Annotated in this window: 14 protein-coding genes; 7 read left to right on the forward strand and 7 right to left on the reverse strand. The window is 70.1% G+C overall.

Annotation, left to right across the window (positions count from 1 at the left end):
- Window positions 1-17: 17 nt before the first annotated feature.
- From AB0L91_RS04610 to AB0L91_RS04635, 6 genes are all read right to left on the reverse strand, one after another.
- Window positions 18-962 carry an acyl-ACP desaturase gene (locus tag AB0L91_RS04610; protein WP_357343705.1) on the reverse strand — a complete coding sequence of 315 codons (945 nt, stop codon included), beginning with the start codon at window positions 960-962 and terminating at the stop codon, window positions 18-20.
- A gap of 120 nt (window positions 963-1,082) precedes the next feature.
- Complete coding sequence (locus tag AB0L91_RS04615; RefSeq protein ID WP_365007256.1) at window positions 1,083-1,700, reverse strand: YdcF family protein; 618 nt, start codon at window positions 1,698-1,700, stop codon at window positions 1,083-1,085.
- A 194-nt stretch (window positions 1,701-1,894) separates the two neighbouring features.
- Window positions 1,895-2,131: a hypothetical protein gene (locus AB0L91_RS04620; protein ID WP_365007257.1), complete on the reverse strand. Its 237-nt coding sequence runs from the start codon at window positions 2,129-2,131 to the stop codon at window positions 1,895-1,897.
- A 51-nt stretch (window positions 2,132-2,182) separates the two neighbouring features.
- Window positions 2,183-4,174 (reverse strand): DNA helicase RecQ, encoded by a 1,992-nt coding sequence (gene recQ, locus AB0L91_RS04625; protein ID WP_365007258.1) that lies wholly within the window; start codon window positions 4,172-4,174, stop codon window positions 2,183-2,185.
- Between the two features lie 95 nt (window positions 4,175-4,269).
- The gene (gene hisN, locus AB0L91_RS04630; protein ID WP_365007259.1) at window positions 4,270-5,055 is read right to left on the reverse strand and encodes a histidinol-phosphatase; all 786 of its coding nucleotides are present in this window, start codon (window positions 5,053-5,055) and stop codon (window positions 4,270-4,272) included.
- A gap of 146 nt (window positions 5,056-5,201) precedes the next feature.
- Window positions 5,202-5,792 (reverse strand): NAD(P)H-dependent oxidoreductase, encoded by a 591-nt coding sequence (locus tag AB0L91_RS04635; RefSeq protein ID WP_357343697.1) that lies wholly within the window; start codon window positions 5,790-5,792, stop codon window positions 5,202-5,204.
- A gap of 141 nt (window positions 5,793-5,933) precedes the next feature.
- Here AB0L91_RS04635 and AB0L91_RS04640 point away from each other — a divergent pair, with 141 nt between their 5' ends.
- The 6 genes from AB0L91_RS04640 (at window position 5,934) to ftsX (ending at window position 10,774) form a co-directional block, all read left to right on the forward strand.
- Window positions 5,934-6,791: a helix-turn-helix transcriptional regulator gene (locus AB0L91_RS04640; protein WP_365007260.1), complete on the forward strand. Its 858-nt coding sequence runs from the start codon at window positions 5,934-5,936 to the stop codon at window positions 6,789-6,791.
- Between the two features lie 66 nt (window positions 6,792-6,857).
- Window positions 6,858-7,976 (forward strand): peptide chain release factor 2, encoded by a 1,119-nt coding sequence (prfB, locus tag AB0L91_RS04645; protein WP_365007261.1) that lies wholly within the window; start codon window positions 6,858-6,860, stop codon window positions 7,974-7,976.
- A gap of 140 nt (window positions 7,977-8,116) precedes the next feature.
- Window positions 8,117-8,974 (forward strand): mechanosensitive ion channel family protein, encoded by an 858-nt coding sequence (locus AB0L91_RS04650; protein WP_357343692.1) that lies wholly within the window; start codon window positions 8,117-8,119, stop codon window positions 8,972-8,974.
- On the forward strand, window positions 8,961-9,110 hold the full coding sequence (locus AB0L91_RS04655; RefSeq protein ID WP_189026920.1) for a hypothetical protein: 150 nt from the start codon (window positions 8,961-8,963) through the stop codon (window positions 9,108-9,110). Before AB0L91_RS04650 ends, AB0L91_RS04655 begins: the two co-directional genes overlap by 14 nt.
- 72 nt (window positions 9,111-9,182) lie before the next feature.
- A complete protein-coding gene (gene ftsE / locus AB0L91_RS04660; RefSeq protein ID WP_218717630.1) occupies window positions 9,183-9,872 on the forward strand; it encodes a cell division ATP-binding protein FtsE in 690 nt (229 codons plus the stop codon).
- On the forward strand, window positions 9,872-10,774 hold the full coding sequence (ftsX, locus tag AB0L91_RS04665; RefSeq protein WP_218717631.1) for a permease-like cell division protein FtsX: 903 nt from the start codon (window positions 9,872-9,874) through the stop codon (window positions 10,772-10,774). Before ftsE ends, ftsX begins: the two co-directional genes overlap by 1 nt.
- On the opposite strand, the gene AB0L91_RS04670 is transcribed toward ftsX, so the two are convergent.
- Complete coding sequence (locus AB0L91_RS04670) at window positions 10,764-11,168, reverse strand: MerR family transcriptional regulator (protein WP_365007262.1); 405 nt, start codon at window positions 11,166-11,168, stop codon at window positions 10,764-10,766. The two genes, ftsX and AB0L91_RS04670, sit on opposite strands and share 11 nt — an antisense overlap.
- 60 nt (window positions 11,169-11,228) lie before the next feature.
- Here AB0L91_RS04670 and AB0L91_RS04675 point away from each other — a divergent pair, with 60 nt between their 5' ends.
- On the forward strand, window positions 11,229-11,990 hold the full coding sequence (locus tag AB0L91_RS04675; RefSeq protein WP_365007263.1) for an alpha/beta hydrolase: 762 nt from the start codon (window positions 11,229-11,231) through the stop codon (window positions 11,988-11,990).
- Window position 11,991: the final 1 nt, after the last annotated feature.

Consider the following 11,991-nt stretch of genomic DNA (forward strand, 5'->3'; position numbering starts at 1 on the left):
CAAGGTCCGCCCCGCCCTCAGCTCGCCGCGCGCTCGAGGGCGCGGGCCAGTGCCCGGTCGCGCTGTTCCTCGAAGCGGGTCGCCTTGGCCTCGAGGTCGAGCAGGTAGGCGTGCAGTTCGTCGCGGGCGCGTTCGCCCTCGTCGCCGAGGTCGGTGCGGTCGAAGACCTTCCAGGTGCGCAGCACGGGTTCGAGCACGACATCGAGGTGCTGGCGCAGGTCGTAGACGCCGTGCTTGGCGAGCAGGACCGCGTTGCGGCGGAAGTTGGGCTGGTTCAGGCCGGGCATCTGGAAGCGCAGGACGACGTCGGCGATGGCGCGCATGGTCGCGTCGGGGGTGAGGTCGAGGGCGGCCGCGCAGAGCTTGCGGTAGAAGACCATGTGCAGGTTCTCGTCGGTCGCGATGCGTGCCAGCATGCGGTCGGCGATCGGGTCGTCGCACAGCCTGCCGGTGTTGCGGTGGCTGATCCTGGTGGCCAGCTCCTGGAAGGTGACGTAGGCGACGCCCTTGAGGAACTGCGAGCCCTTCTCCGGCTTGGCGATGCCCGCGGTCATGTGCGCCATCCTGGCTTCCTCGAGCGCCACCGGGTCGACCGCGCGCGTCACCACCAGGTAGTCGCGCATGACGATGCCGTGCCGGTTCTCCTCGGCGGTCCAGCGCCCGACCCAGGTGCCCCAGGCGTTGTCGAAGCCGAAGGTGTCGGCCAGCTCGCGGTGGTAGGAGGGCAGGTTGTCCTCGGTGAGCAGGTTGGTGATCATCGCCGCCTTGGCCACCTCGCTGAGCCGGGACTGCTCCGGGTCCCAGTCGATGCCGCCCATCGCGGCGAAGTTGCGGCCCTCGTCCCACGGCACGTAGTCGTGCGGGTGCCAGTCCTTGGCCTTGGCCAGGTGGTCGTTCAGGTTCGCTTCGGCGGTCGGTTCGAGTTCGGCCAGGATGTCGCGGTCGGACAGCTGGAGCGTCATTGGATGTCACCTCGGAGTTGACGGGCGGGAAACGGCTGACCCCCTGGGCCCAACGATGGCGGGCCGACGGTCCGGCGGCGGGTCACATGACGAAACACTGTGTCCGGTCACAGCGAACGGCTAACCGGGCGGTAGCGCGGGACCGAAGCGGTCGATCCGCAGCGGCAGCACCGGCCACAGCGTGCGGTCGGGAGTGAACTCGCCGACGACGAGCACGCCCGCGTCGTCGAAGGCCGCTCTGGCCCGGTCGACATGGTCGCCGGAGGTCACCAGCACGGCGGCGCGCAGGTGATGTTCGGCCATCAGCGCGGCGGTGAAGCGGGCGTTGGCCACCGTGGAATCGGCCTGCGGCTCCCGCAGGATCCGCGCCGGGTCGACACCGGCCGCGAGGAGCCAGTCGGCCATCGCGTCGGCCTCGCTCAGCCCGGCCCGCGGGTTCCCGCCGGTGACGATGATCGGCGACCACGGCGCGAACACCGCCTGCACCAGGCCCGCCCGTAACCGCCGGACCAGTTCCGGGCGCAGGTCGCCCTCGGGTGTCAGGCCGTAGCCGAGGATCACCACGGCGGTGTCGTCGCCGTAGGTGCCGAGCAGCGTCGGCGTCAGCATCCGATGCAGGTCCGCGACGCCGATCGGGGTCGCGGGCTCGGCGGTGCCCTCCGGTGCTGTCGCACAGACGAATCCGGTCGCGATCAGGGCGGCGCACACCCCTCGCGTCACCCAGGTCACCCACAGCATTCCCGTCGCCTCCTCGGGCCGGGACCGATCGGCTCGATCGGTCGAGGAGGCCTACAGTGCGCCGCGGGCGGAGCGGTCGGCGGGGCTATGACCTGCGGCTACCACAGGTCACAGTGCTCGGCGTCGTCTCCTGGTCCGCAGCATCGCAAAGATTCCGGAACCGCGCGGGTACCGGATCGCGAGGGGCCCGGCCGTCAGCCGCCCGGACGCAGGGCCAGATAGAGGGCGAGCGCCGAGGCGAAGACGAGGATCAGGGCGACGGTCGACCAGCGTGGCCTGCCCCGGTGGACCACCGGGTGGTGGCCGCCGAGCAGGCTGGGCGCGACGACCGGGTCGATGTGCCGGTGCGGGATCGGCGGCAGCGGAGTATCGCCGCCGCCCTGGCTCGTGCCGCCCGACGACTCGCTCTCGGAGCCTTCACCGTTCGCCATGCCTCGACAGTATCGCGCCCCGCCCCGGTTCGTCGCGGGTTCCTTCGCCGGTTACTCCTCGGTCAGCGCGGCCAGTACGCCCTCGCCGTAGCGGGCCAGTTTGTTCTCGCCGACGCCGCCGACGGTCCCGAGTTCGGCGAGCGAACCCGGTTTGCGCGCAACGATTTCGCGCAGGGTCGCGTCGTGGAACACCACGTAGGCGGGCACGCCCTGCTCCTTGGCGGTCGCCGCCCGCCACGCGCGCAAGCGTTCGAACAGCGGCAGGTCGGTCGCGGGCAGGTCCACCGCCGCCTTGGCCGATTTCGCGCTGCGCGCGGGCCGGGCGGCGCGTTCGGGCTCCCGGCGCATCAGCACCTTCTTGCCCTCGAACAGCACCTCGTTGCTGGCCTCGGTGAGCGCGAGCACGCCGTACTCCCCCTGCACCGCGAGCAGGCCGCCGGCGAGCAGCTGACGCGTCACGCCGCGCCATTCGGTATCGCGCAGATCGGTGCCGATGCCGAAAACCGACAGCTCGTTGTGCCGGTGCTGGGTGATCTTCGGGTTCGACTTGCCCAGCAGGATGTCGACCAGATGGCCCGCGCCGAACGCTTGTCCCCGTTCGCGTTTGAGCCGCAGCACGGTCGAGAGCAGCTTCTGCGCCGGGACGGTGCCGTCCCAGGTCTCCGGCGGATTCAGGCACACATCGCAGTTGCCGCAGGCCTGGCCGGGCTGACCGAAGTAGTTCAGCAGCTGGACGCGGCGGCAGCCCACCGTCTCGCACAGCGCGAGCATGGCGTCCAGGTGCAGCTGCAACTGCCTGCGGTGCGCGGCGTCGCCCTCGCTGGAGTCGATCATCTTGCGCTGCTGGACGACATCGGCGAGGCCGTAGACCATCCACGCCGTCGACGGCTGCCCGTCGCGGCCGGCGCGACCGGTCTCCTGGTAGTAGCCCTCCACCGACTTGGGCAGATCGAGATGGGCGACGAAGCGCACGTCGGGCTTGTCGATACCCATGCCGAAAGCGATGGTGGCCACCACGATCAGGCCGTCCTCCCGCAGGAACCTGGCCTGGTTCTCGGCGCGGGTCCGGTTGTCCAGGCCCGCGTGGTACGGCACCGCGCGCACGCCGTTCTCATTGAGCATCGCGGCGGTCTTCTCCACCGAATTGCGCGAGAGGCAGTAGACGATGCCCGCGTCGCCGGGGTGCTCGGCGCGGATGAAATCGAGCAGCTGGCGGTCGGCCCGGTTCTTCGACTCGATCCGGTACTGGATATTGGGCCGGTCGAAGCTGGAGACGAACTGCTTCGCCGACCCCAGGTCGAGCCGCTCGACGATCTCGGCGCGGGTCTTCTCGGTGGCGGTCGCGGTGAGCGCGATGCGCGGGACATCGGGCCAGCGCTCGTGCAGCAGCGACAGCGCGAGATAGTCGGGCCGGAAGTCGTGGCCCCACTGCGACACGCAGTGCGCCTCGTCGATCGCGAACAGCGCCACCGTGCCGCGGTCGAGCAGCCGCAACGTGGACTCCAGGCGCAGGCGTTCGGGCGCGAGGTAGAGCAGGTCGAGTTCACCGGCGACGAACTGCGCTTCCACCGTGCGCCGCTGATCCGGCGACTGGGTGGAGTTGAGGAACCCGGCCCGCACGCCGAGCGCGCTGAGCGCGTCGACCTGGTCCTGCATGAGCGCGATCAGCGGCGAGACGACCACCCCGACACCGGGCCGCACCAGCGACGGCACCTGGTAGCACAGCGATTTGCCGCCACCGGTCGGCATCAGGACCAGCGCGTCACCACCGCCGACGACCTGCGCGACGATGTCGGCCTGGTCGCCACGGAAGGCGTCGTAGCCGAAGACCCGGCGCAGCACCTCGTCGGCGGTCTCCGCGCGGGCGGGCGCCGCCGCGCGGCCGGGGGTGGCCGGGGCGAGGTCGTCGAAGTGGAAGCCGCCCGTGTCGTCGAAATCATGCTCGGAGACGTAGCCACCATCGGACGGGTACGCGTCGTCGGGCGGGAAGTCTTCGGGCGGGAAGTCGTCGACATCGGGGGCTGTGGCGCCGGAATTGCTCACCGGGCCATCCTACGAGCGCGGGCCGGGCGCGCAGCCCGTCCACCGGACCCGACGACGGCGTTCACCGGCCTGCGCGCACATGTGGATAACCCGGATCAGCCGTGCAAACGGGCGAGGACCTCGTCCTGGAGCAGGCCGTTGCTCGCCACCGCGTCGCCGCCGTGCGGGCCGGATCGACCGTCCAGGGAGGTGAACGCGCCACCGGCCTCGCGGACCAGGATGTCGAGCGCGGCCAGGTCCCACAGCGAGACCTCCGGCTCGGCGGCGATGTCGACCGCACCCTCCGCGACCAGGCAGTAGTTGAAGAAGTCGCCGTAGCCGCGGACCCGCCAGACCTCGTCGGTGAGGTTGATGAACTGCTCCCGCAGCCCCCGCTCGTGCCAGCCGGACAGGCTGGAGAAGGCCAGGCTGGCCGAGTCGAGATCGCCCACCGCCGACACCGTGATCGGCTTCGGCGCGCCGGGGTGCACCTGGGCCCACGCGCCCGAGCCCGCGGCCGCCCACCAGCGCCTGCCCAGCGCGGGCGCGCTGACCACCCCGACCACCGGCACCCCGTCGACGAGCAGCGCGATCAGGCTCGCCCAGACCGGCACGCCACGGACGAAGTTCTTGGTGCCGTCGATCGGGTCGACCACCCACTGCCTGCCGGTGAACTCGGCGTCGCCGCCGAATTCCTCGCCGAGCACGGCGTCGCCGGGGCGTTCGGCGGCGAGCACGCGCCGGATGACCTGCTCGACCGCCAGATCGGCATCCGAGACCGGCGTCAGGTCCGGCTTCGCGTCGACCTTCAGGTCGACGGCGCCGAAACGCACCCGCGAGATCGCGTCGGCCTCGTCGGCCAGTCGGAGGGCAAGGTCCAGGTCAGCGGAGTAGGCAGCCACGCGGGCCAGTGTATTTGGCCGCGCGGACGCGGCCGACGTCGCGGCCGACGGGCGTGCCGCTCGGCGCGGCGGCACGTGTGCCCGCGGCCGCGCACGGCGGCCTTCGCGCCGGGCCGACCACGCGGTCGGCCCGCCTGCCTCGGTCGTCAGACCGCGACCTGTGCGGACCGGGCGGCGACGAGAGCGCTTGCCCACCAGTGCAACTGATCGAGCAGGGCCTGCGCCGCCGCCGCCGGCTCCGCGGGCTCCCGCAGCTGCCCGTTCTCGTCGAAGAGCAGGTAGTAGCGCGGGAAGGACACATAGTTGCGCACGGTGTGGGCGTTGAGCTCGTTGAACACCTGCCGCAGGTGCTCGATGGCCAGCAGTCCGCCGGAGCCACCGCTGTAGCCGACGAAGCCGATCGACTTGGCGTCCCACTGGGTGAAGTGCCAGTCGATGGCCGATTTCAGGGCGGCCGGGTAGCTGCGGTTGTAGTCGGGCGTGACGACGACATAGGCGTCGGCGGCGGCCAGCCGCTCGGTGAGGTCGTTCATCCCTGCCGGGCGCGGCATGTCGGGGTCGACGGCGGGCGGCACCGGCGGCAACGCGGCGGGCAGCTCGGCCTCGGCCAGATCGATGATGTCGACGTCGAAGCGGTCGTCGACCTGCTGGGCGAACCAGTTCGCGACCACCGGACCGAACCGGCCCTCGCGGACGCTGCCGATGATGATCGCGAGCTTCAGTGGCTGTGCGGACACCGTGTTCTCCTCTGTCGTGAGCCCGGCCCGATCGGCCGGTGTCACTACCGTCGCCGGTCGCGGAGCTGGCAGGGAGACCACGCTGAGAGTGGTAGTGGCACGGCCACTCTCCGGCCCGCGCGAGTGGGTACCGTCGATCGGGTGAGCGACAACGAACTCGGGCTGTTCCTGCGTACCCGCCGCGAGGCGGTGACGCCCGCCGAGGTGGGCCTGCCCGCGGGCACGCGCAGGCGCACACCGGGGCTGCGCCGAGCCGAGGTCGCGATGCTGGCCGGGGTCAGCGTGGAGTACCTGATCCGGCTCGAACAGGGCCGCGACCGGCATCCGTCGCCGCCGGTGCTGTCGGCGCTGGCCGACACGCTGCGGCTGAGCCCGCGCGAACGGGTGCATCTGCACCAGCTCACCAAGGGCATGTCCGGTTTCAGCTGCGGTGCCGCCGAGAACGGCCCGAACCGCACCGTCCGGCCGACCATCCGCGCCATCCTCGACCAGCTCGAACCCGCGCCCGCCGCGATCACCAACCGGTTCACCGAGGTGCTGGCCTGCACCGCGGGCTACCGCACACTGATGGCGCCCAGCGGTCTGTTCGAGCAGGGCGAACCGGCCAATGTGGCCCGGTTCGTCTTCACCCATCCGGGCGCGCGCGAGCTGTACCCGGACTGGGACGCCGCCGCCGACAAGCTCGTGGCCTCGCTCAAGCAGGGCCCGTACCGCGCCGATCCGATGGTGGCCACGCTGGTCGACGAGCTGACGGTCACCGCGGGCGCGCCGTTCACCGATCGGCTGGCCACGCTGCCGGGACTGCCACCCTCGGGCGGGATCAACCGGATCAGCCATCCCGAGGCGGGCACGCTGCGACTGGCCTACGAATCACTGGATCTGTCCCTCGACGACGACCAGTCACTGTATGTCCTGCTGCCCGCCGACGAGGCCAGTGCGACGGCCCTGGACCGGCTGCTCGGACGGCGCCCCGGCGGCCTGCGCGCCATCGCGAGCTGACCGCAGCGCGCCGTCGCGGGTGCGCGTGTTTCACCGTGTCGGAGCCGACCGGTAACCTTGGGAATCGTGCATCCTGACGTTATCGCCGATCTCGCCGAACTCGACACCACGCTCAAGACGGTCGAGTCGGTCCTCGATGTCGAGGAGCTACGCCGTCGCATCGATGAGCTCGAGCACCAGGCGGCCGATCCCGAGCTGTGGAACAACCAGGACCACGCCCAGCAGGTGACCAGCGAGCTGTCGCACGCCCAGAGCGAGCTGCGCCGCGTGGAAGACCTGCGCCAGCGCCTCGAAGACCTGCCGGTGCTCTACGAATTGGCCGAGTCCGAGGAGGGCGCGGCCGCCGCGGAAGCCACCGCCGACGCCGACACCGAGCGCGCCGCGCTGCGGGTCGACATCGAGGCGATGGAGGTGCGCACCCTGCTCTCCGGCGAATACGACAAGCGTGACGCGCTGGTCAACATCCGCTCCGGCGCCGGTGGCGTCGACGCCGCCGACTGGGCGCAGATGCTGATGCGCATGTACATCCGCTGGGCCGAGCGGCACAAGTACGTCGTGGAGGTCTACGACACCTCCTACGCCGAAGAGGCGGGCATCAAGAGCGCCACCTTCGCGGTGAAGTCGCCCTACGCCTACGGCACGCTCTCGGTGGAGATGGGCACGCACCGGCTCGTCCGGATCAGCCCGTTCGACAACCAGGGCCGCCGCCAGACCTCCTTCGCCGAGGTCGAGGTGCTGCCGGTGGTCGAGACCACCGACCACATCGAGATCCCCGAGGGCGAGGTCCGGGTGGATGTGTACCGCTCCTCGGGCCCCGGTGGTCAGAGCGTCAACACCACCGACTCCGCGGTGCGCCTGACCCACATTCCCACCGGCATCGTGGTGACCTGTCAGAACGAGAAGTCGCAGCTGCAGAACAAGATCTCGGCCATGCGCGTGCTGCAGGCCAAGCTGCTCGAGCGCAAGCGCCAGGAGGAGCGCGCGCAGATGGACGCGCTCAAGACCAACGAGGGCGCCTCGTGGGGCAACCAGATGCGCTCCTACGTGCTGCACCCGTACCAGATGGTCAAGGACCTGCGCACCAACTATGAGGTGAACAACCCCTCGGCGGTGCTCGACGGCGATATCGACGGCTTCATCGAGTCCGGAATCCGTTGGCGCATGCGGGAACAGGCCGACGCGTAGCCACCTGTTCGCTCGGCCGGTGTGACGCTGTTCGCGTTTGACCGCGCACCGTGACCCCGCTGTAACCTTTCGGGTGTGTGTTCGAGCGAACCGGAACTGTGCCAGCGCAAGCCCCGTCGACTCTCGGCCGGGGCGAGGCGATGAGCGGCGTCCTCGCGATCAACACGGCACCGGAGATCACCGCGTGGCTGCGGTCCAGTGGGCTCGAGATCGTCCTGCTGGTGGTCGGCGCGATGCTGTTCGGCCGGTTCGCCGCCTTCGTGCGCGACCGGGTGACCACCAAGATCGACGCGGGCTTCCACTCGAGCGACGCCCTGGTCCGCACCGAGGCCGCCAAGCACCGGCACGCCCTGGCCCAGGTCATCACCTGGGTGGTGCTGACCATCGTGTACGTGCTGGTCGGCATGGAGGTGCTGCGCAGGCTGGGCTTCGCGGTGACCGGTCTGGTCGCCCCGGCGGCCGTGCTCGGCGCGGCGCTCGGTTTCGGCGCGCAGCGGATCGTGCAGGACATCCTGGCCGGGTTCTTCCTGATCACCGAGCGCCAGTACGGCTTCGGTGACGTGGTGCGGATCGCGGTCACCGGATCGGCCGACGCGGCCGAGGGCACCGTGGAGGACGTGACGTTGCGCATCACCACGCTGCGCAACTCCGACGGCGAGGTCATCACCGTCCCGAACGGGCAGATCGTGAAGGTGACCAACCTGTCCAAGGACTGGGCACGCGCCGCGATCGACGTGCCGGTGTCGGCCCAGGCCGACATCACCAAGATCAACGAAGTCCTGCACGAGGTGTGCACCAAGGCCTACCAGGACCGCCGCCTCAAGCCACTGCTGCTCGACGAGCCGTCCGTGATGGGTGTGGAAGATCTCTCGCTCGACGAGATGAACATCCGGATGGTTGCCCGCACATTGCCGGGCAAACAATTCGAGGTGGGGCGTGAGCTGCGCGTGCGCGTCGCGGCCGCCCTGCGTAAGGAAGGAATCAGTGAAACCACGTAAGTCGACGGCGATCCTCATGGCCACCTGGGTGTCCACGTTCGTCGTCTACCTGTTCGTCAAGCCCGCCGAAACCGCCAACACCGGCCCGGTGTCGCTGCTCAACGCCGTGCCCGCCTGGGTCGATCCGACGCCGTAGGGTTGCTCGCCGCCTCGCCGACGCCGGTCGGGGCCCGGTCGCCGGGGCGGTCGCTGGCTACACTGGCTCCCCGTGATCACCATGCGCAACGTCACCAAGTCGTACAAGACCTCGACGCGGCCGGCGCTGGACAACGTCTCCGTCGAGGTGGACAAGGGCGAATTCGTCTTCATCATCGGCCCGTCCGGTTCGGGGAAGTCGACCTTCATGCGGCTGCTGCTCAAGGAGGAGTCGCCGACAGCGGGCGAGATACGGGTGGCCGATTTCCGGGTCGACCGGCTGCCGGGCCGGAAGGTGCCCAAGTTGCGGCAGCGGATCGGGTGCGTCTTCCAGGACTTCCGGCTGCTCCAGCAGAAGACCGTGGAGCAGAACGTGGCCTTCGCGCTCGAGGTGATCGGCAAGCGGCGGCAGTTCATCGAACGCACCGTGCCCGAGGTGCTCGACATGGTCGGGCTCGGCGGCAAGGGCAACCGCCTGCCCTCGGAGCTGTCCGGTGGTGAGCAGCAGCGCGTGGCGATCGCGCGCGCGTTCGTCAACCGGCCGCTGGTGCTGCTCGCCGACGAGCCCACCGGCAATCTCGACCCCGACACCAGCGCCGACATCATGGCGCTGCTGGAACGGATCAACCGCACCGGCACCACCGTGCTGATGGCCACCCACGACAACCACATCGTCGACGCGATGCGCAGGCGGGTGGTGGAGCTCGACCACGGCAGACTCGTGCGTGACGAAGCGACCGGTGTCTACGGGGTGGGGCGATAATGCGACTGAGTTTCCTGTTCACCGAGGTCGCCGACGGTCTGCGCCGCAACCTGACGATGACCATCGCGATGATCCTGACCACCGCGGTCTCGCTGATGATGCTCGGCGGCGGCATGCTGTCGGTGCGGATGGCCGACAAGACCGAGAACTTCTTCATCGGCAGGCTCGAGGTGCGGTTCTACCTCGACGACGCCGTCTCCGACACCGATCCCGACTGCGCCGCCGACCCGTGCAAGTCGCTGCTGGCGGATCTGAAGGGCACCTCCGGGGTGGAGAGCGTGCAGTTCCTCAATCGCGCCGACGCGCTCGAGGAGGCCAAGAAGCTGTTCGCCGATCAGCCGGAGATGGTGCAGTACATCGCCGACTCCCCGCTGCCCGCCTCGCTGCGGGTGAAGATGACCGACGCCGATCAGTACCAGCACATCTACGACAGCTTCGCGACCAGGCCCGGCGTGCGGATCGTCGCCAACGACAAGGAGTTCGTCGACCGCCTGGTCAGCCTGTTCGACGGGTTGCGTAATGCCGCGTTCGGGCTGGCGCTGGTGATGGCGCTGGCGGCGATGCTGCTGGTCCTGAACATGGTGCAGATCGCCGCGTACACGCGGCGCACGGAAGTCGGCATCATGCGCCTGGTCGGCGCGACCCGCTGGTACACCCAGCTGCCGTTCCTGCTGGAGGCGGTCGCGGCGGCGTTCGTCGGCTCGGTGCTGGCGATCCTCGGGCTGGTGATCGCGCGGCCGCTGGTGATCGACCGGGCGCTGGGCCCGCTGTTCGACAGCAATGTCTTCCCGCGCATCACCGGGGACGACATCGCGGTCGTCGCGCTGACCATCGCCCCGATCGGCATCGTGTTCGCCGCCGTGACGGCCTATCTCACCCTGCGGTTCTACGTCAGGGAGTAGTCGAGGCGCCGTGGGCGGGGACCCGCTCCCCGGTCTCCGCCGTCCGTGCGTCCAGCGCGGCGCCGAGTTGCGCGGTGAGTTCGACGCGCTGCCGGTCCAGGTCGGTGATCCGCCGGGTCAGCTCGGCGCTGCGCTCGGACATGATCCGTACCGACATCTCACACGCCTGCACCGGCCCGTCCGGGTCGGTGCAGGGCATCAGCTGGGCGATGTCGTCGGTGGTCAGGCCCGCCGCGAGCAGCTCGCGGATCTTGGTCACCTCGCCGACCGCCGCCTCGGGATAGCTGCGATAGCCGTTCGGGTCACGGTGTGGCCGCAGCAGACCCTGTTCCTCGTAGTAGCGCAGCAAGCGCGTGCTGACGCCGGTCCGGTGCGCGAGTTCGCCGATCAGCATGTGATCGCCCGCACGTTCGCCTTGACCTTCACACCCATGTGAATCCCTAACCTCCGCCGTATGACAACGATTCCCTTGCGAACGACCGTCCACGGCTCCGGCCCCGGCCTCGTCCTCGCCCACGGCGCCGGCGGTGCGATCGAGAGCAATTTCGGCGTCGTGCTCGCCGACCTGGCCGCCGCGCACACGGTGGTCGCCTCCGACTACCCCGGCGACGACACCCCGCTCGACCTCGACGCCCTCGCCGACGCCCTGGTGGCGGCCGCGGTCGACGCGGGCGTGCCCACCTTCACCGTCCTCGGTTTCTCCCTCGGCACCGCGGTCGCCGTGCGCGCCGCCGCCCGGCATCCGGAGCGGGTCACCGGCCTGGTGCTCACCGCCGGACTCGCGGCACCGGACAACCGTGCCCGGCTGGCTGTGCAGGCCTGGCAGGACCTGCTCGCGCGGGGCGCGACCGAGAGCTTCGCCCGGCTGGTCCTGCTCACCGGGTTCGCGCCCGAGTTCGTCAACGCGCTGCCCGCCGCCACGATCGACGAGCTGGTCGCCCAGACCGCCGCCGGGATCCCCGGCGGCACCGGGCAGCAGGCCGCGCTCATCGAGACGGTCGACACGACCGCCGACCTCGCGGGCATCACGGTGCCCACCTTGATCGTGAACACCGCCGCCGATCTGCTCGTCGACCCGGCCAATTCCCGCGCGCTGGCCGCGGCGATTCCCGGCGCCGAGTACACCGAGATCGACGCAGGTCACGTGGTGATGGCCGAGCAGCCCGACGAGTGGCGCAAGGTCCTGCTCGAGTTCCTGGCCCGGCGCGGTCTGTAGT

Origin of the sequence: Nocardia sp. NPDC051833, from assembly GCF_040681225.1 — a bacterium.
Classification (GTDB): domain Bacteria; phylum Actinomycetota; class Actinomycetes; order Mycobacteriales; family Mycobacteriaceae; genus Nocardia.